This window comes from Hyphococcus sp. (assembly GCF_041986965.1).
Taxonomy (GTDB): Bacteria; Pseudomonadota; Alphaproteobacteria; order Caulobacterales; family Parvularculaceae; genus Hyphococcus.
Genome location: NZ_JBHIXB010000001.1, coordinates 1,749,185 through 1,772,598, shown reverse-complemented (window position 1 = coordinate 1,772,598; position 23,414 = coordinate 1,749,185). Strand labels below are relative to the sequence as shown.

Below are 23,414 nucleotides of genomic sequence, written 5' to 3'. Positions count from 1 at the left end.
GGCGCGCACAATAGACGAAAGATCACAGGGAAGCCGCCCATGTCCCATTACCGCCCGCGATCCGAACTTCAGACCCACGAAGTCGCGAACCAGCCGCCGCCTTTTGAAGATGTGAACATCTTCGACAGCGACGCCGCGCTGAAACAAACGGTGGAGAAACGCGGCGGCGGATCTCATAAAAAACAATTGTCCGCCTATGGCGCAGCGCTCGGCTCTGCGGAGATGGTGGAGAATGCGCGGCTCGCCAATCAAAACCCGCCCAGGCTCGTCAGCTTCGACCGTTACGGTCACCGCCTCGACGAAGTGGAGTTTCATCCCGCCTATCACGCGCTGATGGATCTCGGGCTTTCGTCCGGCTATTCGTCGATCGCCTGGACGGCGGAGGACGGCGGTCATGTGGCGCACGCGGCCATGGCTTATATGCAGGCGGGCGGCGAAGCGGGCGTCGGCTGTCCCATGACCATGACCTACGCCGCGATCCCGGCGCTGCGCCGCGAACCCGATGTTGCGAAGGAATGGGTCCCGCGCCTGACCGCCGGCCACTATGACAAGCGCTTTATTCCCGCTTCTGAAAAACGCGGCGCGACCATGGGCATGGCCATGACGGAAAAACAGGGCGGCTCTGACATTCGCGCCAACACGACCGTTGCGACGCCGATCAGTGGACATGAATACGAACTGACCGGGCATAAATGGTTCTGTTCGGCGCCCATGTGCGACGCCTTTCTGACGCTGGCGCGCACTGACGAAGGGATCACCTGTTTTCTTGTTCCGCGTTGGCGCCCGGATGGAACGCGCAACGCCTTTCACATCATGCGGCTTAAAGACAAGCTCGGCGACCGCGCGAACGCGTCGTCCGAAATCGAATATCACGGCGCCTATGCGGTGAAAGTCGGCGAGGAAGGCCGCGGCGTCAGAACCATCATCGACATGGTGCAGCATACGCGGCTCGATTGCATCGCCGGGTCGGCAGGCGGCATGCGCGCGGCGCTGGCGCAGGCGCTTTGGCATACGAGCCATCGCTCTGCATTCCAGAAAAAACTGATCGACCAGCCGGCGATGATGATGGTGCTCGCCGATCTTGCGCTGGAGACCGAAGCGGCGACGGCGCTGGCGCTGCGCATCGCCGAGAGCTTTGACAACATGGACGATCCGCGCGAGGCGGCCTTCATGCGTCTGGCGACGCCGATCGCCAAATACTGGGTGTGCAAACGTCAGCCGGGCGTTGTTTACGAGGCGCTTGAATGCCATGGCGGCGCCGGTTTCGTGGAGGAAGGCGTCATGCCGCGCCTTTTCCGACAGTCGCCCCTGAACGCCATCTGGGAAGGGTCGGGCAATGTCATCGCGCTTGATATTCTGCGCGCCCTCGCCCGGGAACCGGAAAGCCTTGACGCCGTGCGCGGGGAAATTCTGTCGGCCCGCGGCGCCAACACCGCGCTCGACCATCACCTTGCAAGCCTCGATGACTGGCTGAAACCCGGCGCCCTCAATGAAGCTACGGCGCGCGCCTTCGCCGAGGATATGGCGCTGGCGCTTTGCGCCGCCGCCCTGAAACAGACGGCGCCCGATTATGTCTTTGACGGATTTTGCAATGCGCGTCTTGACCCCGGTCAGCGTTCTTACGCTTACGGCGCCGTCACGGCGAATATCGACACACGCGCCATCATCGACCGTGCAATTCCGCAATAGCGCGTTCATCGGCGGCAGAACTCCTTCTTCAACCAACAGGAAGGAGTCTAAGCGCCACTGGCGAGTGGTGGATAAGTCTTCACCAAACCTCAAAAAAGAGCGGTTTTTCGCCTGAGAGGATATGCCGGAACGGCCGCCGCTCGCCTTATGCGTGCGTTCATTTTCTTCCGGTCTGACGCCCATTGCGCCTTCATCCGCAAGGTTAAGCGCAATCCCGCATATTCCCTTAAATCTCTCTCAAGAGCCGCTTTCTAGGTTGTCCTTACGAGGCTGTAACAAACCGATTGTAACAAACGGGGCCGCAAATCCATGGCGCGTAAAATGAACCCTTCTTCTTACGCCGCAATTCCTGCAATTCTGGCGCTTGCGGGCGCGGCGTTTGTGATGAAGCCGGAAGAGCTTCGCCGCGATCCCCTGCTCGAAACGCAAGGGCTGATCGGCATGGCGGCGAAATATGAAGTGATGTATTCGCGCTGCGATGTCAGTGCGGCCACAGGGTTCGCCGGCGGCTTTTCACACCGCTTTCCCGCGCGCAGCGACCAGGACGCTGCCCTGTTTGTGCTCAAGGCGCGGCCGCAATGCGATGTCGCAAGCCTTTACCGCCTCGACGGCAAAACGGCCGGCGCCCATCACCCCCGCTATCGCCGCATCAGGATCGAAGTTTAGGCGCTGTCGGCAGCGGCGCAGCATCGGTATGATCGCAAGCGTCGCCGCCCATAAGCGCGCAGGCGCGTCCGAATGCGCGTTCCGATTCTTCCTGGTTTTTCCGCGCGCCTTTGCCGATCTCATAGAGACGTCCAAGACTGGAGCATCCTTTTCCATAGCCATGCTCGCAGGCAAGGCGGAAATAGCGAAGCGCTTGTTCGTCGTCGCGATGAACGCCGTCGCCTTTGATCTGGCGGCCCCATAAATCCCTGCGGGTCTCATAAGCGTCGCCAAGGATGTAACAGGCGGACCCGTCGCCAGTGGCGCAGGCGATCCGCCAGTCCGCGATCATCTGCTGACGGGTCTTCGGTTTTTCTTTTTCCTCGGCAGGCGCAGACGACGCCGCGGCCGGAGAAACCGGCGCAGCGATCCATAAAAGCCCGACGCACACGCTCAACAGGCGCGCATACGAACGGCCACTGCCCTCACAACAATGGCGATGCAACATAGGTATCCCTCAACAGCGGAATCCACGCGACAGGCGTTTTTTTCTCACAGGAACCTCCACCGAAGTCCTAAAGAAAATCACCGCATTTGAGGGGGTCATGCTTACCTTTGCGGTAACCATGAAGCCGCTTTTGCGCACTGCGTTTTCGCCCGTGACTGCGTTGGCGAAATCAATTTCGGAGGGAAGAAAACGGTTCTCCGCGCGGCGCAAGGATGCGTGAAACATGAATAATTTCGGCCAGCCATGCGCCGCGATCCCGGCTCGCTTTAAGACGCCGGAAAGCAGGCGGCCATGGCGCCTTTCATGTCGTCGCTTGCACGGGCGTTCCAGTCATCTTCGTTTTCGAGGCTGAGATAGAGGCTTTTATCTTCTTCCGACAGAGAGTCTTCAAAACAGGTGCAGCCGCCATTGGCGTCTTCCATGCCCATTTCGGTGATGACGGCGCCGCAAAAGTCAGCAACGTCCCCGGCGCTGGCCGCGCTAGCGATAAACGAACTTGCAAAAATGAAAGCAAAAAGCGTTTTCTTGATCATGGGTGTTTCCTCTTGTCACGCTGATATTGATCGACATTCGCAACAGGCCGCCCGGCAGTTGGCGCCGCCGGACTTCTACTGATCGTACAATTAAATATGGCGGCGACCCATTGGGCCGATGTCGCGATGCTGCAATCACTCCCGACCAAAGGCGCAGCTGATGTGCATTCCGATGGGAACATCTTCATGGACTCGCTTCGGAATCCAAAAGCACTTTACCTGACGGTGATAAGTGGTTGTTTGAAATGGTCGGAGCGGCGGGATTCGAACCCACGACCCCTTGACCCCCAGTCAAGTGCGCTACCAGGCTGCGCTACGCTCCGACCTTACGCACGGGGGCGAAAGCCGCCACGCGCGAGCGCGTCTTATAGGCGCCCGGCTGAGGCGGGGCAATGGTGAAAATCGGAGAATTCCCGGGTCCGCGCTTACTCGCGCTCCGCCTCAATGGCTTCAAGCGCGAGCGACGCCTGGTCGAGGGAATCCTGAACGCTTTCAAGACGGGCGAGCAGCGCCGTCAGCGTCCGGCGCAGCTCCGGGGAGAGGGACGGCGTTTCCTTCAGGGCCTCGGCGGCCCCAAGTTCGAGCATATCGCCCTGTTGCGCCTCGCCATTCAGCGGCGCATCGTTTTCCGCTTCAAGCAAGGGGCGAACATCCGTCGACTCGCCGGCGGCGGCCCGGCGGCCGAGTTCGGAAACATATTTGACGCCCTCGTCCTTGAAGATCTTCTGGACGCCCTTGGTGGTGTAGCGCTGTTCATAAAGAAGGACGCGGATGCCCCGCAACAGATCGAGATCGAGCGGGCGGTAATAGCGCCGCCCGCCGGCGCGGCGCATGGGCCGCACCTGGCCGAACACTTCTTCCCAATGACGCAGAACATGCTGGGGCACATCCAGCTCTTCTGCGGCTTCGGAGATCGTGCGGAACGCTTCGGCAGATTTCGCCACGGGGGGAGCGCCTTCGTCAGTCAGAACGGAAGTCGGCCTACTCGGCGGCTTTCGCCTGCCGGTGGGTGTTGTTGATTTGGTCTTTCAGCACATGCGAGGCGCGGAAGGTGATAACCCGCCGCGGCTCGATCGGCACTTCTTCACCAGTCTTCGGATTGCGGCCCATTCTGAGCTTCTTGTCGCGCACCGAAAATGTGCCGAAGGATGAAATCTTGACGGTCTCGCCCTTTTCGAGCGTCTGGGCCACTTCGTCGAGAATGCGCTCCACAAAGGCGGAGGATTCGTTTCGCGAAATTCCCAGGGAGCGATAGACCGCATCGGTCAGGTCCGCTCTCGTGATGGTTTTTCCGGCCATGGTTTGCCTACCCGCGTCAGTCCCCAAATTAACGCCAAGGTTAACGGCTAGACGCCTCTTTGGTCAATAAGTCTTTGAAATATATTGCCTGTTTTTTATATGGCGGCGCGCAGCGTCCTAACCGGAGGATCACGCGCGCATCAGCGCGGCGCCCCAGGTGAGCCCGCCGCCCATGGCTTCAAAGAGGACAAGATCGCCGGTCTTGATCCGGCCGTCGGCGACGCCCGCGCAATAAGCGAGCGGGATCGAGGCTGCGGACGTATTGCCCTGACCGGAGATCGTGGAAACCACCTGATCGGGACGAAGATCGAGCTTTTTGACAACGCCCTGAATGATCCGCTCATTGGCCTGGTGCGGCACGAACCAGTCGATCTCGGTGACGTCGACTTTGGCCTCGGCGCAGACCTTGACCATGGCGTCGGAAATGCGGGTCACCGCCTCGCGGAAGACCTTGTTGCCCTGCATGCGCACATGGCCCGTGGTCCCGGTCGATGAAACGCCGCCATCCACATAAAGGAGGTCCACCATGCGCCCGTCGCATCTGAGATAACTGCCCATGACGCCGCGGTCGCCGGCTTCCTCCGCAGACTGAGCTTCCAGAACGAACGCCCCGGCCCCGTCGCCAAAAAGAACGCAGGTGCCGCGGTCTTCCCAGTCGAGAATGCGCGAGAAAGTTTCCGCGCCGATCACGAGCGCGCGCTTGTGCTGTCCTGAAACCAGGAATTTTTCCGCCGTCGACAACGCATAGACAAAGCCCGTGCACACAGCCTGAATATCGAAGGCCGCGCCCTCGCCCGCGCCGAGTTTGGCCTGAACAATCGCCGCCGTTGACGGGAATGTCAGATCCGGCGTCGTTGTGGCGACGACGATCAGGTCGATGTCATCCGGCGTCAGCCCGGCGTTCTTTAACGCCGCCTTCGCCGCCTCAGTCGCAAGATCGGAGGTCAACTCCCCTTCCGACGCAATGTGACGCTCGCGAATGCCGGTGCGCTCGCGAATCCACTCATCGCTCGTATCCACGCGCTTTGAGAGATCTTCATTCGTCAGGATTTTTTCAGGCAAAAACGCGCCGCACCCACGCAGCACTGCTTTCAAACTCATACCGCCGCCGCTTTTATTGTATTTTCACTCGCCGATGCTTCGGCGATACGCTGACGCCGGCTCATCACTGATTTCACTGTAGACGCCACTTCATCCCGGAACGGACGCGCCGCCAGGCTCGCCGCCATGTTGACCGCGCTCGCCACGCCGCGCGCATCGGCGCCGCCATGGCTTTTCACCACGACGCCGTTCACGCCGAGAAAAACGCCGCCATTATTCGAAGACGGATCGATGCGATCCTTCAGCTTTCGAAGGCCCGGCGCCATCAACAAGGCGCCCAGCTTGGCGTTCAGCGTGCCGGTCAGCGTCTCTTTCATCCAGCCGCCCAGCAGCCGCGCCGCGCCTTCCGCCGTCTTCAGGGCGACATTGCCCGTAAAGCCGTCGGTGACGACGACATCGACGGTGCCCTTGGAAATGTCATTTCCTTCAACAAAGCCTTTAAACGCCATATCCGGGTCCGCCTCACGCAACACGCGCGCGGCGGTGCGAATCAGCTCGTGGCCTTTCAGGTCTTCAGCGCCCACATTCAATAGGCCGACTGTGGGTTTTTCAACATTCATCAGGGAACGGAAGAACGCCTCACCCATAATGGCGAATTGCACGAGCTGGTCTTCATCCGCCTCGACATTGGCGCCGACATCGAGAACGACGCAGCGCCCGCGCGGCGTCGGCCACAGCGCCGTCACAGCGGGGCGTTCAACGCCCTCAATCATGCCGAGCTGTTTGCGCGAGACCGCCATCAGCGCGCCAGTATTGCCGCCGGAAACAACCGCCTGCGCATCAGCCTCGGCGACAGCGGTTACGGCCGCCCACATGGAGGTGTCGCGCCCGCGCCGCAACACATGCATGGGCTTGTCGGTCATGGAAACGACATTGTCGGCGTGCCGGATTTCGACGCCGACAAGATTTGTGTGCGCGGCGATCAGCGGTTCAAGCTGCGCCTTGTCGCCAAAGAAAATGACCCGCGCCTTGAGGCCGCGCTTCACCGCATGCGCAACGCCGTCGACGACCGCTTGCGGGCCGGCGTCGCCGCCCATGGCGTCCACCGCCAACGCCAGATCGCGTCCGTCAGTCATGGCCTCTGTCATGGACTTGCCCAACCAGCCGTCTCCATTGCCGCAATGCCGCGCGAGGACCCAAGTCTGCGAAGATATCGCAGCGCAAAATCTGCGGCGCAGAATATGAGCGCCCGCGGCTCCTTGCAACGCGGCGCCCATTGCGCCTTTTCGCGGCCCTTATAGCCCCTTCGGGCCCCACGTAAACCTATTGATTATCATCACTTTTTCCCACGCGCCCCTTGAGCACGGCGAATGGGGAGACATTCTCGGCCGGTGCATAGGCTTCTGCGAGGCTTTCCGCCCCCTCCTTGCGCGGAAACGGGTCCATGGCGAGGGAAAGCTGCTGCACCAGAAGTTCGCCGAGATCGAGCGCGGCGCCGTCGAGATATTCAGGCGCGTCGAGATCTTCCTCTTCCGCCCCATCGTCTTCCGGCGGGACACGCGTAAATTGGACTTCGAATGGCTCCGCGATCGTTTCGGTCATGGACTCGAGGCTGGCGACGCATTCGCGGGTGAGCGCCGCTTTTATGTCGCCGGTGATGCGGATCATTGTCCTGGAGGCGGTGACCGTCATCTCGCCTTCAAGGCTTTCCACCGAAGGCGTTTCAAGACGCGCAGCGATTCTTTCGCGCTCTGCCTTACTGGCGCTCAGCTGGAATTTTTTTCCGGCGCGGCCGACATCGTCCACATCGACGACATAGCTGAATTCAGGCGCAGGCCCGGCGCCTTGCGTCATGACAGCGCCCCTTCCGCCACCGGCGGAAAAACGACGATGCCGCCGGCGATGCGCGCGTCCGGCTGGTTTTCCAGATGCGCATTTGCACGGCGGACATAATCGGCAAAAGCCGGCGCCGTTTCCGCCAGTTCCTGTTCGAAGATATTGCGCGACAGCGCCTTCGCCAATTCATCTTCGGCGGCGCCTTCTTTCATCGCCTCTTCATAGGCGCCGATGCGGCCGTAGAAATTCTCGGCGAGTTTGCGGATCTTCTTGCCGACCTGAAGGTCGCCGACCCCAAGCTCGCGCAAGCTGTCATCCAGATTCTGGAACATGGCGTCGAACAGGCACTGGCTCACCTTCTTCGCCGCCGCGTCGCCGCGCAGCCGGCGCATCACCAGCCAGACATGGAGCGCCACCATCTCAAACCGGCCCTCAACCGTGTCCGGCGCGCTGAGGCTTGCGTAAAGAGCGGGACTTCTCGCCTGCTCCACCGCCGCCGCATAGAGCGCGCGGCCGGCCTCCAGCGCCGGGTCCTTCCTGAACAAGGTTTTGAACATCAAGGGCTTTCCTTCGCGCCGCCGGAATATTACCTAGGATTTGCGGCAATTTGAAATCACTGGTAGATCACTGCTACCCATGGGGCGAGGTATTCCCGACAGCCCCCGGGATCAAGTCCCGGCCCAAGTCCCGGCCCAAGTCCCGGCCCAAGTCCCGGCTCCGGCCGGCGAATGGCGTAGCAGCGTAAAGAGAGCCCGATGACCCGATTCCTTCTTCTCGCCCTTGGCCTTCTCATGCTTCAGGCCTGCGTTTCCGTGCGCTCAAGCCACGGTTACGTCCTCGAAGCGGACCAGAAAGAGCTGACAGCGGAAATCGGTTTCGACACCAAGGATTCGATCCTCGCCAAATATGGCGAGCCCTCGATGATCGGCGTCTTTGACCGCGACGCCTGGTATTATCTGCACTCCACAGACCAGACCCGCGCCTTCTTCAAACCGAAGACCCAAACGCGCCAGGTCATCGCGATCCATTTCGCCGATGACGGTTCGGTTGAGGAGTTCAGTGAATATGATCTCGCTGACGGTGAAGACATTCGCCTTGTCCAGCGTTCGACGCCGACACGCGGGCGCCAGCTCAATTTCTGGGAGCAGCTCCTCGGCAATGTCGGCGCCCTTCCCGCCTCGCTCGGCGAAGAAGGTCCGGTTCCGGGGCAGTAATTTAGGCTCTTGCAACCTGCCGCTTACCAATTGACTTGAATCAAGCGTGAGCTTTCGCTCCTGGGGCATGCTGTATGGGTCCTTTTTGCAGGAGCCATTCAGCATGAAACTACTCAACTTGTTGAAGGTCGCTGTTCTTGGCGGCGCTGTCGCGGCGCTGACAAGCGGCTGCTGGTATCACTCTCACTATCGTCACGGTCCGGCGCCTGTGGGAATAACCGTTTCCTATATTCGTGTTGCGCCGCCGCCGCCGCGCCGCATCGTCATTCCACCGAGACCGGCGCCCGCGGCAGTTTGGGTCAACGGTTACTGGCGCTGGACCGGCGCAGACTATGTCTGGGTCGACGGGTTCTGGGAGCGTAATCCGCCATCGCGCAAAGTCTGGAGCGACGGTCGCTGGGTGCATACGCATCAAGGCTGGTATTGGCTTCCCGGCCGCTGGCAATAGGCGAAGACTTAACGCTCACTCTTGAAATGATCGTAACCGGTCTCCGGAACGAGGATCGGCGCGCCGTTTTCATCGAGGAAAAGAACGCCATCGCCGCGCGTCAGGGAGCCGATGCGCGAAACCTCCGTACGCGATGCTTTCGCCGCCATCACAACCGAGCGGCGCATGGCGGGCGGCGCCGCGAAGAGAATTTCATAATCGTCGCCAAAGCCGGCAAGCGTCGCCAGCGCCTTCCAGCGGTTCTGCTGCGCCGCGACCCAGTACGCCGCCCCTTGGGAACGCGGCACAGCGACGGCGTCGATCTCGGCCCGCAAACCATTGGCGCGCGCAAGATGGCCCGCATCCGCGATCAGCCCGTCGGAAACGTCGATCGCCGCTGTCGCCAGGCCGGCGAGCGCGGCGCCGAGCGTCATCCGCGGCTCGGGCAGATGGTAGCGGCCGGACAGCGAGGCTTTGTCCACCGTCGTGAATTTGAATTCCTTGCGCAGCGCCATCAGGCCAAGACCGGCGTCGCCGATCGTTCCTGAAACATAAAGGTCATCGCCAAGGGAGGCGCCGGTTCGCGCTGTCATGCCCTGCTTCGGGGGCGCGCCGAAAAACGTCGCCGACAGGGTGAGCGGCCCCGACTTCATCGTATGCAGGGTGGTGTCGCCGCCATAAAGCGCAATCCGGAAATGCTCCTGATCCTCAGCGAGGCCGCGCGCGAAGAGTTCGATGGAGGCGCGCTTGACATTGTTCGGCCAGACGCAGCCGAGAAAATAACCGATGGGTTTGGCGCCCTTGGCGGCAAGGTCGGAAAGATTTGCACGGACCAGTTTCCTCGCGACAAGATCAAGCGGGTCCTTGGCGAGAAAATGCACGCCCGCCACCATCAGGTCTTTTGTGACCACCAGGTCGCGGGCCTCCAGCAAGGCGGCGTCGTCTACAAGATTGAATGCGCCCGGCGCATTGGCGGTGAGCGGCGCGAAAATCTCGCGGATGATGTCGAATTCGCTCATGTCACCGTCTGGTCAGACATTCACTTCGTCGCTGCGCGCTTCCTTCGCCGCTGCGTCGAGCACGGCATTGATAAACCCCGGCTCGTCACCCTCGAAAAAGGCGCGCGCAATATCGAGATACTCGTTGATCACAACCTTGAAGGGAACATCCGGCCGGCGGATCAGCTCATACAATCCGGCGCGCAGGATCGCGCGCACCGTTGCATCGAGACGGGCGAGCCGCCAGCCTTCAGCGAGCTGGCGCTGCAGATAGGGATCAAGCCTGGCTTGCGTCTCCACGGCGCCGCGCAGAATGTCAGCGAAGAAGGCGGCGTCGGCTGCCTGAAGCTTTTCACCTTCAATCTCACCGCCAAGGCGGAAGTCCTTGAATTCACGGATCGTCGCCTCGACGCCCTGACCGCCCGCCTCCATCTGGTAAAGCGCCTGCACGGCGGCGAGCCGTGCGGCGGACCGGGGCGGCGCGCCTTCTTTCATTTTCTTGTCGCCAGAAGCCATTGGGCCCAATCTTACTTCGTATCTTACTCTTCTTTCGCCGCCGTCTCAGCGTCATCCATGCCGCCAAGAAATTCGCCGAAGTCCTTCGCCTCGCGGAAGTTTTTGTAAACCGAGGCATAGCGCACATAAGCAACGTCATCGAGCTTGGCGAGCCCTTCCATGACCAGCTCGCCAATCTTTTGGGATTCAATCTCACTATCGCCAGTGGCTTCGAGACGCCGGACGATGCCGGAGACCATCTGCTCCACCCGCTCGGGCTCGAAATCACGCTTGCGGAGCGCCACGAGGATCGAGCGCATGAGCTTGTCCCGGTCAAAGGGGGCTCGCTTGCCGGTGCTCTTGATCACCACAAGTTCGCGCAATTGCACCCGTTCAAATGTCGTAAAGCGCCCGCCGCAGGCCGAACACTCCCGGCGCCGGCGCACCGAGGCGCCGTCCTCGGCCGGGCGGGAATCTTTCACCTGGGTGTCGTCGCTGCCGCAAAACGGACATCGCATGGGGCTGTTCTCCCAAATCTCAGTCCGGCGGTTCTACGCGAGTCAGCGATAAATTGGAAACTGCGCCGTCAGGGCTTTCACCCGCCCCCCGACAGCCTCCTCGACCGCCGGATCAGGCTCCCCCTTGGCCGCCAGCGCGTCCAGAACCTCAGCCATCATGTCGCCGACTTCCTTGAACTCGGCGACGCCGAAGCCCCGGGTCGTGCCCGCCGGCGAGCCGATGCGGATGCCGGAGGTGATGGTGAACTTCTCCGTGTCGTAAGGAATGCCATTCTTGTTGCAGGTGATGCCCGCCGCTTCGAGGCTTGCCTCGGCAGCATTGCCTTTGACGCCTTTGGGGCGAAGGTCGATCAGCGCAAGGTGTGTGTCGGTGCCGCCTGAAACGACCGCATAGCCCGCATCCACCAATGTCTGCGAAAGCACATGGGCGTTGTCGATCACGGCCTGCGCATAGGTCTTGAATTCCGGTTGCAGCGCTTCGCCAAAAGCAACCGCTTTTGCGGCGACGATATGCATGAGCGGACCGCCCTGAATACCGGGAAAGAGACCTGAACGGACTTTTTTCGCAATGTCCGGATCATTGGTCAGCACCATGCCGCCCCGGGGGCCGCGCAGCGTCTTGTGCGTGGTTGTCGTCACGACATGGGCGTGTTCAAGCGGATTGGGGTAAAGCCCCGCCGCAACAAGCCCGGCGAAATGCGCCATATCCACCATGAAGAAAGCGCCGACGCTGTCGGCGATCTCACGGAAACGGCGGAAATCGATAATACGGGAATAAGCGCTGCCGCCGGCGATGATCATTTTCGGCTTGTGCTGGTTCGCCAGCCGCTCGACCTGATCGAAATCGATCAGGTGGTCATCTTCGCGCACACCATAGGAAACGCAGTTGAACCATTTTCCCGACTGATTGACCGGGCTGCCATGGGTCAAATGCCCGCCCGCCGCGAGGTCCATGCCCAGAAAGGTGTCCCCGGGTTTCAAAAGGCCCATGAAGACGCACTGGTTGGCCTGACTGCCGGAATGCGGTTGTATGATCGCTTCTTTACAACTGAAGAGCTCTGTCGCGCGGGCGATGGCGATCTCTTCGACCTCGTCAACTTGCTCACACCCGCCATAATATCTCTTGCCCGGATAACCCTCCGCGTACTTATTAGTCAGGACCGAGCCCGCCGCCTCCAGCACCGCCTTCGAGACAATGTTTTCAGAGGCGATCAGCTCAATCTGATCTCGCTGGCGGGCAAGCTCGCCCTGCATGAAACGGAAGACCTCACCGTCCTTGTCGGCGAGTGATTCGGTGAAGAATCCATCGGGTAGGCGATAGGATTGGCTGGCGCTCATCGCGGCGGCTCCTGACTGCGAAAGAACCCCTTCGTGAGGCTCAACAAACAGCGGCGACATATAGGGGGACGCGGCTCTTGCCGCAATGCGAAGCGCGATCTTCCTTTGCGTGAAGGCCGGATTTTTCGCCGCACTCGTCAGCTTGAGTATAGCTGGAATTAGCCCAAGTAATGACCAAAGCATGAACCCGTCTACATATCTTACGTCTGCGATTTAATGTGTTGGCGGCCCAGCCATGCTTGCGGCGCAGGGCAAGAAGCGCTACCGCCTTACCGGGGCAAAACCCGTCGCCGCGCTTCTTGCGGCGTCAATGACCCGCGGTTTTCCGGGAACGGCAATGGGGCGGCTAGAACTGCTGTCCGCGGAACATCCGCATTGGAGATGACTAGAATGGCAAGTAAGAAGACGGATTCCGTCGGACAGAACGACGCAATCCAACTGGCGGGAGAAATCGTCGCCGCTTATGTCGGCAACAACGCAGTAAAAGCAGAAGAACTGCCGACACTTTTAAACAATGTATATGCAGCGGTGACAGGCCTGTCGGAAGAGGGAGCGGCGTTCATTGCCAATCGCGAGCCGGCTGTACCAATTGCAAAGTCAGTGACACCCGACTTCATCATCTGTCTTGAAGACGGGAAAAAACTGAAAATGCTGAAGCGCTACCTGCGCACGCATTATGATCTGTCTCCTGAAGAATATCGGCGAAAATGGGGTCTGCCCGCGGATTATCCGATGACCGCGCCCAATTACGCCAAATCGCGTTCACGTCTCGCCAAGGAAATCGGCCTAGGTACGGCGGCGACATCTTCCGGCCGCAAGCCGGCCAAGAAGAAAGCGACGCGCCGCAAACGAAAATCCACCTGACGGCCCTTCACTCTTCATGACCAGACGACTGGCGATGTTCGCCGGGGAGAACCGTTTGCAAACGCGCCTCCCCGGTGACCGCGCTCGCGCCGATGCGGACGCCGCGTGAAATGCGTCCATCCCTTAACAATCCCGTCACTGTCAAAATTACAAATTTATCTTTCGCCGGGCGCGACGCATTTTTTTGAATTTATTCAAAAGAAATTTCCGCGATCTTTATCACGTTTCCTGCTTGCGCGCTGTTAACCCGAAAGGTCTCGAAGCGAGACGAAGTCTTGTTGTCTGACGAGCCGGACGGACGAGGATCCCGTGCATTTTGCTGTGTTGAAGTCCGCGCGCATGACTGCGCGGCGCGCGCGTAGCAGCCTTACAAGCCTTGAAAACAGCCGGTATTTCCATGCGCCAGCCGCATGGTTCAAGGGCGCATGCGCCGCAGTCATGACGCCGCCCCAAACTGGCGCAGTTTCTCTTTTTCAAACGGCGCGAAGTTAAAATTGTAGCTTGTTGAGAAAGTGGAAACTCTGTTTTTTCACGAACAATCAACCACTTATAGAAGCTTTTACCTTGCTGTTTATGAGTTTTTTTACAGCGCCCGCCTACTGTCGGCGACAACAAGTTGTGTATCACGGGGTTATTGATCTCATGTCTGTCGTTGCTGACAATGCCGCGCCGTCCGATAAAACCGATGCTTATGTCATCGGTCCGGACGGTACGCCGCTAACCTTGCAGGACCTCCCGCCGCCGACCACGAAGCGCTGGGTCATCCGCCGCAAGGCCGAAGTCGTCGCCGCCGTGCGCGGAGGCCTGTTGACGCTTGAAGAAGCGTGCAACCGATACACCCTCACTGTTGAAGAGTTTTTGTCCTGGCAAAAAGCTATCGACCAGTTCGGTCTGCCGGGGCTGCGCGCGACGCGCGTTCAGCAATACCGATAATCCCTCCTAGACTTTTCGGTCTTCGAAAACCCGTCGCGGCTACGCCCGGCGGGTTTTTCTTCACCTTTGCGCGACGCGGCCTGTTTTCCGGCTGTCAGCGCCCTTGGAACAGAGCCTTCCTTCGGGCTATGCTCAGGGATGTGTCATTTCGGGCCATGACGGCCCCAGTAGCTCAGCCGGTAGTTCGCCCATGATGAAATTCATCGCCTCTGACCTCGATGCGGCGAAGGCGAAAGCGCATCGTGCGCTGGGCGACAAGACGGTGATTATTTCCGTTCGCAACCTGCCGAGCGGCGATGTTGAGGTGACGGCCTCGGACAAAGCCGCTCCCGCTGCGCCGGAACCGGCCCCCAAGGCGCAGTTCGCCGGGGCCGCGCGGGATGCGGTCGATGAAGGCCCGTTCAAGATGGGCGCAGGCGCCAGGCTCAACGAAAATATCGAAACGAAATTCTCCGCCGACGCCCTCTCCAAGCTCTCTTCAAAGCTCACCGGCGGCAAGGGCGGGCGCAGCCTCGACATGTCGGACGCCACCGTGCGGGCGATGGCGGAAATTCTGGCGCCTCACGGCGTTGGCGAGCCGCTCCTCGCGGCGCTGATTGAGGGCGCCCGCAACTCGCCCATCGACGAGGATCTCTATCGCCTTGAGACCGGCTTTCGGGAGGTTTTCACATTCGCCCCGCTGCATCTGGCCCCGACCGCGCCGGTAATGCTGGTGGGTCCCACAGGCGCCGGCAAGACATCGACCGGGGCAAAGCTCGCCGCCTCGGCCCAGGAAAGCGGCGCCCAGGCGACCATGATCACCGCCGATGTGGGCCGGGCCGGCGCCATCGATCAGATCAAGGCCTATGGCGAGGCCCTCGGCGCGGATTATTTCATCGCCGAAAGCCCCCTCGACGTCGAACAGATTCTGCGCAGCCATCGTCCCGGGGGCGCGGTGATTTTCGACACACCCGGCGTCAGCCCGTATGACGCCGGCGATGTGGCGGCCCTGCGCTCCTATCGTGAGGCGGCGGACGCAGAACCGGTGCTGGTCCTGCCCGCCAGCGGCGACGCCGACGAATATGTGGACTGGGCGATGGCCTTTAAGGAAATCGGCGTCCGGCGCTGCATCCTGACGAAGTTCGACGCCACCAAACGCGTGGGCGCCGGATTGCGCGCCGCCTATGAGGCCGGGCTTGGCCTGGCGCATTTTTCCGAAACCGCCTTCATTTCCGAAGGGCTGTTGCCGGCGAGCCCGGAATTTCTCGCCCGTCGCCTGATCGCCTCACGTCCCGGAAAGTTTGGCTGAGCGGAAAAGAAAAAGGCGGACCGAAAGGCCCGCCAATTTGATACGCAACGTTTTTTCTTCTTTATACTGAATACGCAACTCGTGCTGAAAGCCCCCGCTTTTTTGTAGGCGCGTATTATATGCCCGCCCCTATTAAGGTTCGCCGAGAAGCGCAACCGGATCGACGGCCTCGCTCTCCTGGCGGACTTCGAAATGCAGCTGCGGCGTCGTCACAGAGCCGGTTTTGCCGACTTTGGCGATGACTTGGCCCTGACGCACCTGATCGCCCTTTTTGACAAGCATGGAGTCATTATGGGCGTAGGCGGTCACGAAGCCGTCCTTGTGTTTGATGAGCAAGAGATTGCCGAACCCTTCAAGCTCCGAGCCGCGATAAACAACCTGCCCGTCAGCGGCGGCGCGCACAGCCGTGCCCGCCGGGGCGGAGATATTCACGCCATCATTGCGGCGGCCGAGATTGCCGGCGCCATAGGCGGAAATCACCCGGCCATGAACGGGCCAGGAAAACATGGATTTAGAGGCGGCCGCAGGCGGCGACGTATAAGAGACATTGCGCGTGATTTCCGCCACATTGGCGGGCGCTTTTTCTGTCTTAGCTTCTGCCGCAGGCGCAGCGGACGCAACACGCGCCGAGGTCACCGGCGCCTGGGGGATCAGAACCTGCTGACCCACTTCAAGCGCATAAGGCGCAGCGATATCGTTCGCCGAGGCAATCGTCGTCACCGGCACGCCGGTCTTGCGCGAGATGGCGTAAAGCGTGTCGCCGGAACGCACCTGATAGAGCTGGTCCTTGGCGACAACGCGCCGCGTCGATGACGGTTGCGCAATCGTCGTTGAATGAGAGGGCGCATCGGCGACCAGCGCCGCGGCGCCGTTCGGCAGTTTCAACACCTGCCCGACGTTCAGCGCGTAGGGTTTTTTAAGATCGTTCTCATCAATCACATCGGCGGGCGAGACATTGAACTTGCGCGCTATGGCGTAAACCGTGTCGCCGCGCTGAACCTCGATATAGCCTTTCGCCTTGTGAAGATGGGCGGGCGGGGTCGCAGCGGCGGTCCGGGCCGTCTGGCGCGCACGCGCCGTATCGTCGAGATAGACCGCGGAGACAGGCTGAAGCTGCACCGGCTCGATGGAGCCTGCCGGACGGGCCTTGAACTCAGGCTGGCGGTAGACCGGGGCTTGCGCCGTCTGCGCGACCTGACGCTCACGCTTGATCTCATTGGGCGAATGATAGACGCGGGTCTGCCGCGCAGGGTCAGAGCCATACACCACAGGCGCATGATTGTGAGACCCGCAGGCGGCCGCCGCCAAAAAAGATCCCGTCAACAACGCTGCACGAACGGTGTTCATCGCCCCTCCTCGCCAAGAAAAATGCGGAAAAACGCCCGCAGAACTGTCCGCCGATTCGAAACGACGTTTGTCTTCTTTGGTTAATGAAGGGTTAACAATCGTCCAATTCGTTAAGGAATCGTCAGGCTTTGCCGCCCCGGGCCTCAATCGTCCTGGCGAGCGCCGAGCGCGCCTCGAAATCCGTGAGCGACAGATGCAAGGGCGTGATGGAGATCCGGCCGTCATAGATGGCGCGGAGGTCCGTCCCTTCGGGCGGATTGGAAAGCTCGCCGGTGAAGCCGTACCAGTAATAGCTCCCGCCCCTGAGGTCCTGGCGCTCTTCTGCAAAGAGCTGCACGGCGTCACGATGGCCCTGCACCGTCGCCTCGATCCCGGAGACATCGTCCGGCGCCCGGTCGGGGAAGTTGACGTTCATGACGACATTTTCCGGCCAGCGCGTCTCCAGCAGCATCTTGACGATCTTTGCGCCATGGACCTCGGCCGTCTCCCAACGCGCCTTGTCGCGCGCAAGCCGCGAGAGCGACAGCGCAATCGATGGCACGCCCATGGACATGCCCTGAAAGGCGCCGGCGATGGTCCCCGACACGGTCACATCCTCGGCGAGGTTCTGGCCGTTATTGACGCCCGACAAAATGAGGTCCGGTTTTTCACCGCCGAGAATTTTATTGATCCCCATGAGGACGGCGTCGCTCGGCGTGCCGGTGACGGCGAAACGGCGCTCGTCATATTGGCGAAGGCGGACCGGATGAGCGAGCGTCAGCGCACGTGCGGCGCCCGACTGTTCTTCCTGCGGCGCACAGACCCAGACATCGTCGGACAGTTCGCGCGCAATTTTCACAAGGCTTTCCAGCCCGCGCGCGTAAACGCCATCATCATTGGTGCACAGAATACGCATTTTACCCTACTCTTTTCCGGCGTTCGCCGTTTCTTTCTTATCGCGCAGAACGCCCCACGCGAAAAGCCACCAGAGCGCCGCCCAGGCCGCGCCCAGCGCCCAGCCGGCGATGACGTCTGTGGGCCAGTGCACACCAAGATAGACCCGGCTCGCTCCCACCATCATCGTGACAAGGACGGCGTAAAGCATAATCAGCGCGCGTTCACGCTTTCTTTTGTGAAACCGCGCCAGAAGCGCGCCAAGGGTCAGATAGATGACCGCCGACAGCATGGCGTGGCCGCTGGGGAAGCTGAGTGAATGCACTTCCGCCAGTTGCGGAACAAGGTCAGGGCGCGGCCGCCCAAAGCCGACTTTCAGGCCCTCACTCAACGCCATGCCGCTGATAGAGGCTCCGGCGATCATGACCGCATTTTTCCATTTGCCGGTCATCAACAGATAGATGACGACGTTCAATACGATGAAGGTGAGAACCACAAACCCGCCAAGGCTCGTTATGTCGCTCATGGCGAGATCGAACCAGCCGGGACCGATGGGATCGTCTGGATTTCCCGGCATTCTGAGCGCCAGAAGAATGGTCTCATCGAAGACATGCGTTTCGCCTTCGCTGGTTTCGTCGGCGACGCCTGCGAAAACCAGAAGCCCGAGCGCGGCGATGGCGAAGGCCGCGAGCGCGCCGATTTCGGCGCGGGCCCGCTCCAGCATCATGCCGACAAGGGGGTGCTCTTTCAGGAACTTGATGTCGTGAAACTTTATTTCTGCGCCTCGATCTTTTCCACGCCGCCCATATAGGGTTTCAACATGTCCGGCACGGCGATCGATCCATCCGACTCCTGATAGTTCTCAAGGATCGCGACAAGCGTGCGTCCCACCGCGAGGCCGGAGCCGTTCAGCGTGTGGACCGGATTGATTTTCTTCTTCTCGCCGGCGACGCGATAGCGCGTGTTCATGCGCCGCGCCTGGAAGTCGCCGCAATTGGAACAGGACGAAATCTCGCGATAAGCGCCCTGCCCCGGCAGCCAGACCTCGATGTCGTAGGTTTTCTGGGCGCCGAAGCCCATATCGCCCGTCGACAGCACCATGGTGCGGAATGGCAGGTCGAGACGCTTCAACACTTCTTCCGCAGCGCCGGTCATGCGCTCATGCTCGTCCTTCGACTGGTCCGGCGTGGTGACGGAGACAAGCTCAACCTTCGAGAACTGGTGCAGGCGGATCATGCCGCGCGTGTCGCGCCCGGCCGAGCCCGCTTCCGACCGGAAACAGGGCGTCCACGCCGTAAAACGCAACGGCAATTCTTCTTCGGAAAGAATCTCGTTGTTGACGATATTCGTCAGCGAAACTTCGGCGGTTGGAATGAGCCAGTGTTCGCCCGTGGTCTTGAAGAGATCTTCGGAAAATTTCGGTAATTGCCCGGTGCCGTAAAGCGCGTCGTCTTTCACAAGCAGCGGCGGGTTGCATTCGGTGTAGCAAAACTCACCCGTGTGGAGATCGAGCATGAAAGACGCGATGGCGCGCTCCAGCCGCGCGAGCTGGCCTTTGAGCAAGACAAACCGCGCGCCGGACATTTTCGCGGCGGTTTCAAAATCCATCTGGCCGAGCGCTTCGCCAAGATCGAAATGTTCTTTCGCATCGTTGAGGCGTTTGGGCCCATTTTCTGATTCTGGCCATTTGCGGATTTCGACATTCGCCGCTTCGTCTTCACCTTCGGGCACATCGTCGGCGGGGATGTTCGGAATGCCGGAGAGAATGTCGCGGATCTGGTTCTGGTATTTCTTCTGTTGCTCTTCCGCGACCGGCATCTGGTTCTTGATGCTCTCGACTTCCTCGCGGAGGCGGTTGAATTCCGCCTCATCGCCCTTGGCCTTGGCCTGTCCGATCTGCTTGGACGCGGCGTTGCGCTTTTCCTGCATCTCGTTGAGAGCGTGGGTGAATTTGCGCGCCTCTTCGTCGAGGGCGAGAATCTCCCCGGCGCGGGGGGAAAGCCCCCGGCGCGCGAGACCGGCGTCGAAAGCGTCCGGGTTTTCGCGGATATAGCGGATATCAAACATGGGGCGCGGTTTAGCCTGCTCCCCGGGCACGGTCCAGCCTCGGCGTTAGACTGAAGCTTCTTCCGCGCCGTCGACGCCCTCTTTCGCCTTTTTTTCCGCAAAGCGCACCGAGAGCACCGACACCTCATAAAGCGAGATAATGCAGGCGCCGAGGATAAGCTGGCTGAAGGGGTCCGGCGGGGTCAGGAAGGCCGCGATGACAAAGATCACCACAATGGCGACGCGCCGGTTGCGGGCGAGAAAGCCGGAGGTGATGAGCCCCGCCCGGGCGAGCAACGTTAAAAACACCGGCAACTGGAAGGCGAAACCGAAGGCCATGATCAAGGTGGTGATGAGGGAGAGATAATCCCCCACCCGCGTCAGGAGTTCGATGGAAACGCCCGAGCCTTCGGCGGCGTCCTGCTCCATCCCCACCGCAAAGCGCATGACGAACGGCATCAGGATAAAATAGACAAGCGCCGCGCCGGCCGTGAACAGAAACGGCATGGCGGCGAGAAAAGGCAGCGCCGCCGCCCGCTCGCGCCGGTAAAGACCAGGCGCGACGAATTTATAGATCTCGTAAGCGACAACCGGGAACGCCAAGGCAAGCCCGCCCATGGCCGCCAGCTTCACCCGGGTGAAGAAAAATTCGAGCGGGGCGAAATAGAGTTTCGGCTCAACGCCGGCGGCGATCACGGCCCGCCGGAACGGGATCACCAGAAACTCATAAAGCGGAATTGAAAACGCAAAACAGACGGCAAAGCCCACCGCAACCGCGATCACTGAAACAATCAGGCGCTGGCGCAACTCAACAAGATGATCCAGCAGCGGCGCAGAAGAGGCTTTGAGTTCATCTTCTTCCGACGGCTTTTCATTCTTCTTTGTCGCGCTGTCGCCGCTCATGTCTTGGCGGCCCCGGCTGTCGTCGTTGCTGTCGTCGTTGCAGGCCCCTCAGGCGTCTCGTCTGTTTTGGCGCCAGGATCGGCGGCGTCAGCGCCGGTTTTCGTTTCGGTCTTCGTCTCAGTGGTCGCGGCTGTCCCGGCCTTGTTCATTTCGCGCGCTTCATCGCGCAGCTCTTTTTCGATGGGCGCAACAGCCTCCGACATAGCGCGCTCCGCGTCCGCGACGGGATTGTTTTTCTTCAACTCGTCGATTTCCTTGCGGAGTTCTTCCATCTCCGCCTCGCGCGCCATCTGGTCGAAGGCGGCGGTGAACTCTCCGGCAAGCGAACGCGCCTTGGCCACAAGACGGCCTGCGGAACGCATCAATTTCGGCAGATCCTTGGGGCCGACGACGATCAGCGCCACCACTGCGACGAGGATGAGCTCAAAAAACCCGAATTGCGGGAGGAGATTCATGACGGCCTAAAACCAATCTGGCTTGCGCTGATCAAGCCGGGGCTGATTACGCCTTGTCCTTTTCCTCGACCGGCGTCACGTCCACGGCCTTGTCGCCATTATCGTCGAGGGCCTTGTCTTCTTCCTGCAGGCCCTTGCGGAAGGACCGGATCCCCTTGGCGAAATCGCCCATGATCGAGGAGATCTTGCCGCCGCCGCCAAACAGCAACAGCGCGAGAACAAGGATAATGACAATCTGCCAGGGTCCGATTGCGCCCATGACGAGCCTCTCAACTTAAATTTCAGCCAATTGGTAATGCCCGAAGGCCCATTACGCAAACGCGAAACGGCGCAAATTTATGCGCCAATCAGGCGTCTGCGGCCTCATCCCCATCTTCGCCGAGGAAATCCTGAGAGAATTCGCCGGATTCTTCCGTCTCATCCATGTCCTCGTCGTCCCCGTCGACGGGCGACGGCACGGAAAAGCCGGGCGGCAGGCGGGCGTCGAGGAGCCCCGCGGCCTTCAAATCCGCCAGCCCCGGAAGGTCCGTGACGGTCTCCAGCCCAAAATGCTCCAGAAACCCTTCGGTCGTCCCGTAAAGGGTCGGCCGGCCCGGCACGTCCTTGCGCTTGCCGCGCATTTTGACCCAGCCGATTTCAAGGAGCTGGTCGAGGGAGCCCTTGGCGACCTGAACGCCCCGCACGTCCTCAATATCGGCGCGGGTGCAGGGCTGGTGATAGGCGATGATCGCCAGCGTCTCGAGCGCGGCGCGCGAAAGCTTGCGCTGCGTCGCCTTTTCCTTCTGAAGCACATGGGCGATATCCGGCGCGGTTACGAAGCGCCATTTCTTCTCGACCTTTTTCAGGGTGATCCCGCGGCCTTCATAATCGGCGGCGACCTGTTCAATCAGCAGGCTGACCGCCGCGCCGGCGGGAAGACGGTCGGTGATCGACTTTTCATCGAGCGGCTCGGCGGCGGCGAACAACAACGCCTCCACCATGCGCTTGTGCTCGGCGAGGTCCTCTTCGCTCCACTCGACTTCCGGCGCCGCCGCTTCTTTTGTTTCGGCCTCGCCGGTTTCCGCCGCCTCAGCTTCGCTCGCTTCAGCCTCTTCAACCTCGGGGGCGTCAGCTTCTGGGGCTTCGGCTTCTATTTCTTCTGTCTCTTCGTGCACGGCCGTCGCTTCGCTTTCCTTGTCCGAGAGTTCCTCTGCGAGCGCTTCCTGCGCCTCGCGGGCGTCGAGGTCCTTGAAATTGCGTCCTGCGTCTTCTTCCATCATGACGCATCTCCTTCGCCCGAGTCACGCTCCGGCTTCTCCGGGCGGGCCTTGATGTAAATCGGTTCAAAAGCGCCAATCTGGCGCAACTCAATGCGGCCGGCCTTGGCGAATTCCAGCGCGGCGTTGAATGAGCTTGCAAGCACCGAGGTTGGCGGCGCCTCAACGTCATAGGTTCGCGTCAGGCTGCGCAGCTCCGTCCATTCCGGAATGGCGCCGAGAATCCGCTCCAGCCGGTGGCGCGCCGCTTCAACACTGTAAACCGCCGGCGGTTCGACGTGATATTCGCGGTCGATGGCGACGATCCGCTGGGTCGTATAGGCCTTGAGAAGGTCGAGAATGTCCGCCTGCCATTCCGGCTTTTGCGTGACCCTGACGCCCTCGGGCGCGCCGCGCGGGAAAAAGTCCCAGCCAAATTGCGGCAATCCCTGAAGGTCTTCCACCGCTTTGCGCATGGCTTCGAGGCGCTGAAGCTGAAAGGCGAGACGGGCGGCCATTTCGTCCGCCGTCGGCTCGTCGCCGTCATCTTCCGCCGCCGGCAGGAGCATCTTGGATTTGAGATAGGCAAGCCACGACGCCATCACGAGATAGTCGGCGGCGAGTTCCAGATTGCGGTCCTTCGCGGCTTCAACGAACAGCAAATACTGGTCGACCAGCGCGACCATGGAGATCTTGCGGATGTCGACCTTTTGGTGACGCGCAAGATCAAGGAGAACATCGAGCGGGCCTTCATAGCCCTCGATATTCACCACCAGCGCGTCAATCGCCTCATCGGTCGTCGTCACCCGAACAGGCGCATCAAAGGCCTCTTCGCCTTCGCCGCCATTCTCCGGGGCGCTCATCGCAACCACCTGAATATTTTCACCATCCGCCATCAATTTCATTTAACGCCGATTCCGGCCCCCGCC

Annotated in this window: 28 protein-coding genes and 1 tRNA gene; 7 read left to right on the top strand and 22 right to left on the bottom strand. The window is 60.7% G+C overall.

Annotated elements, in window-relative coordinates:
- Positions 1-39 precede the first annotated feature (39 nt).
- Entirely contained in the window at positions 40-1,689 is a 1,650-nt protein-coding gene (locus tag ACFC5L_RS08795) for an acyl-CoA dehydrogenase family protein (RefSeq protein WP_375204122.1), read from the top strand.
- A gap of 309 nt (positions 1,690-1,998) precedes the next feature.
- Positions 1,999-2,355, top strand: a complete 357-nt coding sequence (locus tag ACFC5L_RS08790; protein ID WP_375204123.1) for a hypothetical protein — start codon at positions 1,999-2,001, stop codon at positions 2,353-2,355.
- Here the strand turns inward: ACFC5L_RS08790 and ACFC5L_RS08785 are convergent.
- The 9 genes from ACFC5L_RS08785 to ACFC5L_RS08745 all read right to left on the bottom strand — a co-directional run bounded on the left by ACFC5L_RS08785 (position 2,339) and on the right by ACFC5L_RS08745 (position 8,108).
- Positions 2,339-2,842, bottom strand: a complete 504-nt coding sequence (locus tag ACFC5L_RS08785) for a tetratricopeptide repeat protein (RefSeq protein WP_375204124.1) — start codon at positions 2,840-2,842, stop codon at positions 2,339-2,341. The genes ACFC5L_RS08790 and ACFC5L_RS08785 overlap by 17 nt on opposite strands.
- Before the next feature lie 266 nt (positions 2,843-3,108).
- Positions 3,109-3,375, bottom strand: a complete 267-nt coding sequence (locus ACFC5L_RS08780; RefSeq protein ID WP_375204125.1) for a hypothetical protein — start codon at positions 3,373-3,375, stop codon at positions 3,109-3,111.
- Positions 3,376-3,621: 246 nt separating this feature from the next.
- Positions 3,622-3,698 (bottom strand) — tRNA-Pro (locus tag ACFC5L_RS08775).
- 102 nt (positions 3,699-3,800) lie between these two features.
- Positions 3,801-4,319, bottom strand: coding sequence for a MerR family transcriptional regulator (locus tag ACFC5L_RS08770; protein WP_375204126.1), 519 nt, complete (start codon positions 4,317-4,319; stop codon positions 3,801-3,803).
- A gap of 37 nt (positions 4,320-4,356) precedes the next feature.
- Positions 4,357-4,674: an integration host factor subunit alpha gene (locus tag ACFC5L_RS08765; RefSeq protein ID WP_375204127.1), complete on the bottom strand. Its 318-nt coding sequence runs from the start codon at positions 4,672-4,674 to the stop codon at positions 4,357-4,359.
- Between the two features lie 129 nt (positions 4,675-4,803).
- The gene (locus ACFC5L_RS08760; RefSeq protein ID WP_375204128.1) at positions 4,804-5,775 is read right to left on the bottom strand and encodes a beta-ketoacyl-ACP synthase III; all 972 of its coding nucleotides are present in this window, start codon (positions 5,773-5,775) and stop codon (positions 4,804-4,806) included.
- On the bottom strand, positions 5,772-6,851 hold the full coding sequence (gene plsX, locus ACFC5L_RS08755; RefSeq protein ID WP_375204129.1) for a phosphate acyltransferase PlsX: 1,080 nt from the start codon (positions 6,849-6,851) through the stop codon (positions 5,772-5,774). The genes ACFC5L_RS08760 and plsX overlap by 4 nt, the downstream gene beginning before the upstream one ends.
- A 187-nt stretch (positions 6,852-7,038) precedes the next feature.
- Positions 7,039-7,569 carry a YceD family protein gene (locus ACFC5L_RS08750; RefSeq protein ID WP_375204130.1) on the bottom strand — a complete coding sequence of 177 codons (531 nt, stop codon included), beginning with the start codon at positions 7,567-7,569 and terminating at the stop codon, positions 7,039-7,041.
- The gene (locus ACFC5L_RS08745; protein WP_375204131.1) at positions 7,566-8,108 is read right to left on the bottom strand and encodes a ubiquinol-cytochrome C chaperone family protein; all 543 of its coding nucleotides are present in this window, start codon (positions 8,106-8,108) and stop codon (positions 7,566-7,568) included. Before ACFC5L_RS08745 ends, ACFC5L_RS08750 begins: the two co-directional genes overlap by 4 nt.
- Before the next feature lie 198 nt (positions 8,109-8,306).
- Here ACFC5L_RS08745 and ACFC5L_RS08740 point away from each other — a divergent pair, with 198 nt between their 5' ends.
- Both ACFC5L_RS08740 and ACFC5L_RS08735 read left to right on the top strand, forming a co-directional pair.
- Positions 8,307-8,765, top strand: a complete 459-nt coding sequence (locus ACFC5L_RS08740) for an outer membrane protein assembly factor BamE (RefSeq protein WP_375204132.1) — start codon at positions 8,307-8,309, stop codon at positions 8,763-8,765.
- 103 nt (positions 8,766-8,868) lie between these two features.
- Positions 8,869-9,213: a hypothetical protein gene (locus tag ACFC5L_RS08735; RefSeq protein WP_375204133.1), complete on the top strand. Its 345-nt coding sequence runs from the start codon at positions 8,869-8,871 to the stop codon at positions 9,211-9,213.
- Positions 9,214-9,221: 8 nt separating this feature from the next.
- On the opposite strand, the gene thiL is transcribed toward ACFC5L_RS08735, so the two are convergent.
- The 4 genes from thiL to glyA are packed head-to-tail and all read right to left on the bottom strand — an operon-like array spanning position 9,222 to position 12,541.
- Positions 9,222-10,211: a thiamine-phosphate kinase gene (gene thiL / locus ACFC5L_RS08730; RefSeq protein ID WP_375204134.1), complete on the bottom strand. Its 990-nt coding sequence runs from the start codon at positions 10,209-10,211 to the stop codon at positions 9,222-9,224.
- A gap of 12 nt (positions 10,212-10,223) precedes the next feature.
- Positions 10,224-10,706 (bottom strand): transcription antitermination factor NusB, encoded by a 483-nt coding sequence (gene nusB / locus ACFC5L_RS08725; RefSeq protein ID WP_375204135.1) that lies wholly within the window; start codon positions 10,704-10,706, stop codon positions 10,224-10,226.
- A 23-nt stretch (positions 10,707-10,729) separates the two neighbouring features.
- Positions 10,730-11,203 carry a transcriptional regulator NrdR gene (gene nrdR, locus ACFC5L_RS08720; RefSeq protein WP_375204136.1) on the bottom strand — a complete coding sequence of 158 codons (474 nt, stop codon included), beginning with the start codon at positions 11,201-11,203 and terminating at the stop codon, positions 10,730-10,732.
- 42 nt (positions 11,204-11,245) lie between these two features.
- Positions 11,246-12,541, bottom strand: coding sequence for a serine hydroxymethyltransferase (glyA, locus tag ACFC5L_RS08715; RefSeq protein WP_375204137.1), 1,296 nt, complete (start codon positions 12,539-12,541; stop codon positions 11,246-11,248).
- Between the two features lie 390 nt (positions 12,542-12,931).
- Between glyA and ACFC5L_RS08710 the strand changes: the two genes are divergently transcribed.
- From ACFC5L_RS08710 to ACFC5L_RS08700, 3 genes are all read left to right on the top strand, one after another.
- Positions 12,932-13,405 carry a MucR family transcriptional regulator gene (locus ACFC5L_RS08710; protein WP_375204138.1) on the top strand — a complete coding sequence of 158 codons (474 nt, stop codon included), beginning with the start codon at positions 12,932-12,934 and terminating at the stop codon, positions 13,403-13,405.
- A 642-nt stretch (positions 13,406-14,047) separates the two neighbouring features.
- The gene (sciP, locus tag ACFC5L_RS08705; RefSeq protein WP_375204139.1) at positions 14,048-14,338 is read left to right on the top strand and encodes a CtrA inhibitor SciP; all 291 of its coding nucleotides are present in this window, start codon (positions 14,048-14,050) and stop codon (positions 14,336-14,338) included.
- 190 nt (positions 14,339-14,528) lie between these two features.
- Positions 14,529-15,626, top strand: a complete 1,098-nt coding sequence (locus ACFC5L_RS08700) for a flagellar biosynthesis protein FlhF (protein ID WP_375204140.1) — start codon at positions 14,529-14,531, stop codon at positions 15,624-15,626.
- 132 nt (positions 15,627-15,758) lie between these two features.
- On the opposite strand, the gene ACFC5L_RS08695 is transcribed toward ACFC5L_RS08700, so the two are convergent.
- From ACFC5L_RS08695 to ACFC5L_RS08655, 9 genes are all read right to left on the bottom strand, one after another.
- Positions 15,759-16,973 (bottom strand): peptidoglycan DD-metalloendopeptidase family protein, encoded by a 1,215-nt coding sequence (locus ACFC5L_RS08695; protein WP_375204141.1) that lies wholly within the window; start codon positions 16,971-16,973, stop codon positions 15,759-15,761.
- A gap of 121 nt (positions 16,974-17,094) precedes the next feature.
- Positions 17,095-17,868 carry a 5'/3'-nucleotidase SurE gene (gene surE, locus ACFC5L_RS08690; RefSeq protein ID WP_375204142.1) on the bottom strand — a complete coding sequence of 258 codons (774 nt, stop codon included), beginning with the start codon at positions 17,866-17,868 and terminating at the stop codon, positions 17,095-17,097.
- A 6-nt stretch (positions 17,869-17,874) separates the two neighbouring features.
- Positions 17,875-18,573: a phosphatase PAP2 family protein gene (locus ACFC5L_RS08685; protein ID WP_375204143.1), complete on the bottom strand. Its 699-nt coding sequence runs from the start codon at positions 18,571-18,573 to the stop codon at positions 17,875-17,877.
- Between the two features lie 44 nt (positions 18,574-18,617).
- Complete coding sequence (gene serS / locus ACFC5L_RS08680; RefSeq protein ID WP_375204144.1) at positions 18,618-19,913, bottom strand: serine--tRNA ligase; 1,296 nt, start codon at positions 19,911-19,913, stop codon at positions 18,618-18,620.
- Positions 19,914-19,958: 45 nt separating this feature from the next.
- On the bottom strand, positions 19,959-20,795 hold the full coding sequence (gene tatC / locus ACFC5L_RS08675) for a twin-arginine translocase subunit TatC (protein ID WP_375204145.1): 837 nt from the start codon (positions 20,793-20,795) through the stop codon (positions 19,959-19,961).
- Positions 20,792-21,250: a Sec-independent protein translocase protein TatB gene (tatB, locus tag ACFC5L_RS08670; RefSeq protein ID WP_375204146.1), complete on the bottom strand. Its 459-nt coding sequence runs from the start codon at positions 21,248-21,250 to the stop codon at positions 20,792-20,794. Before tatB ends, tatC begins: the two co-directional genes overlap by 4 nt.
- A 46-nt stretch (positions 21,251-21,296) precedes the next feature.
- A complete protein-coding gene (gene tatA, locus ACFC5L_RS08665) occupies positions 21,297-21,509 on the bottom strand; it encodes a twin-arginine translocase TatA/TatE family subunit (RefSeq protein WP_375204147.1) in 213 nt (70 codons plus the stop codon).
- An 88-nt stretch (positions 21,510-21,597) separates the two neighbouring features.
- Complete coding sequence (gene scpB, locus ACFC5L_RS08660; RefSeq protein WP_375204148.1) at positions 21,598-22,509, bottom strand: SMC-Scp complex subunit ScpB; 912 nt, start codon at positions 22,507-22,509, stop codon at positions 21,598-21,600.
- Positions 22,506-23,390 carry a segregation and condensation protein A gene (locus tag ACFC5L_RS08655; protein WP_375204149.1) on the bottom strand — a complete coding sequence of 295 codons (885 nt, stop codon included), beginning with the start codon at positions 23,388-23,390 and terminating at the stop codon, positions 22,506-22,508. The genes scpB and ACFC5L_RS08655 overlap by 4 nt, the downstream gene beginning before the upstream one ends.
- Between the last annotated feature and the right edge of the window lie 24 nt (positions 23,391-23,414).

Bases quoted from the DNA above. Each gene is read 5' to 3' on its own strand.
- ACFC5L_RS08795 (WP_375204122.1), top strand. From the start codon at position 40: ATGTCCCATTACCGCCCGCGATCCGAACTTCAGACCCACGAAGTCGCG.
- ACFC5L_RS08790 (WP_375204123.1), top strand. From the start codon at position 1,999: ATGGCGCGTAAAATGAACCCTTCTTCTTACGCCGCAATTCCTGCAATT.
- ACFC5L_RS08785 (WP_375204124.1), bottom strand. From the start codon at position 2,842: ATGTTGCATCGCCATTGTTGTGAGGGCAGTGGCCGTTCGTATGCGCGC.
- ACFC5L_RS08780 (WP_375204125.1), bottom strand. From the start codon at position 3,375: ATGATCAAGAAAACGCTTTTTGCTTTCATTTTTGCAAGTTCGTTTATC.
- ACFC5L_RS08765 (WP_375204127.1), bottom strand. From the start codon at position 4,674: ATGGCCGGAAAAACCATCACGAGAGCGGACCTGACCGATGCGGTCTAT.
- ACFC5L_RS08760 (WP_375204128.1), bottom strand. From the start codon at position 5,775: ATGAGTTTGAAAGCAGTGCTGCGTGGGTGCGGCGCGTTTTTGCCTGAA.
- plsX (WP_375204129.1), bottom strand. From the start codon at position 6,851: ATGACTGACGGACGCGATCTGGCGTTGGCGGTGGACGCCATGGGCGGC.
- ACFC5L_RS08750 (WP_375204130.1), bottom strand. From the start codon at position 7,569: ATGACGCAAGGCGCCGGGCCTGCGCCTGAATTCAGCTATGTCGTCGAT.
- ACFC5L_RS08745 (WP_375204131.1), bottom strand. From the start codon at position 8,108: ATGTTCAAAACCTTGTTCAGGAAGGACCCGGCGCTGGAGGCCGGCCGC.
- ACFC5L_RS08740 (WP_375204132.1), top strand. From the start codon at position 8,307: ATGACCCGATTCCTTCTTCTCGCCCTTGGCCTTCTCATGCTTCAGGCC.
- ACFC5L_RS08735 (WP_375204133.1), top strand. From the start codon at position 8,869: ATGAAACTACTCAACTTGTTGAAGGTCGCTGTTCTTGGCGGCGCTGTC.
- thiL (WP_375204134.1), bottom strand. From the start codon at position 10,211: ATGAGCGAATTCGACATCATCCGCGAGATTTTCGCGCCGCTCACCGCC.
- nusB (WP_375204135.1), bottom strand. From the start codon at position 10,706: ATGGCTTCTGGCGACAAGAAAATGAAAGAAGGCGCGCCGCCCCGGTCC.
- nrdR (WP_375204136.1), bottom strand. From the start codon at position 11,203: ATGCGATGTCCGTTTTGCGGCAGCGACGACACCCAGGTGAAAGATTCC.
- glyA (WP_375204137.1), bottom strand. From the start codon at position 12,541: ATGAGCGCCAGCCAATCCTATCGCCTACCCGATGGATTCTTCACCGAA.
- ACFC5L_RS08710 (WP_375204138.1), top strand. From the start codon at position 12,932: ATGGCAAGTAAGAAGACGGATTCCGTCGGACAGAACGACGCAATCCAA.
- sciP (WP_375204139.1), top strand. From the start codon at position 14,048: ATGTCTGTCGTTGCTGACAATGCCGCGCCGTCCGATAAAACCGATGCT.
- ACFC5L_RS08700 (WP_375204140.1), top strand. From the start codon at position 14,529: ATGATGAAATTCATCGCCTCTGACCTCGATGCGGCGAAGGCGAAAGCG.
- ACFC5L_RS08695 (WP_375204141.1), bottom strand. From the start codon at position 16,973: ATGAACACCGTTCGTGCAGCGTTGTTGACGGGATCTTTTTTGGCGGCG.
- surE (WP_375204142.1), bottom strand. From the start codon at position 17,868: ATGCGTATTCTGTGCACCAATGATGATGGCGTTTACGCGCGCGGGCTG.
- ACFC5L_RS08685 (WP_375204143.1), bottom strand. From the start codon at position 18,573: ATGATGCTGGAGCGGGCCCGCGCCGAAATCGGCGCGCTCGCGGCCTTC.
- serS (WP_375204144.1), bottom strand. From the start codon at position 19,913: ATGTTTGATATCCGCTATATCCGCGAAAACCCGGACGCTTTCGACGCC.
- tatC (WP_375204145.1), bottom strand. From the start codon at position 20,795: ATGAGCGGCGACAGCGCGACAAAGAAGAATGAAAAGCCGTCGGAAGAA.
- tatB (WP_375204146.1), bottom strand. From the start codon at position 21,250: ATGAATCTCCTCCCGCAATTCGGGTTTTTTGAGCTCATCCTCGTCGCA.
- tatA (WP_375204147.1), bottom strand. From the start codon at position 21,509: ATGGGCGCAATCGGACCCTGGCAGATTGTCATTATCCTTGTTCTCGCG.
- scpB (WP_375204148.1), bottom strand. From the start codon at position 22,509: ATGATGGAAGAAGACGCAGGACGCAATTTCAAGGACCTCGACGCCCGC.
- ACFC5L_RS08655 (WP_375204149.1), bottom strand. From the start codon at position 23,390: ATGAAATTGATGGCGGATGGTGAAAATATTCAGGTGGTTGCGATGAGC.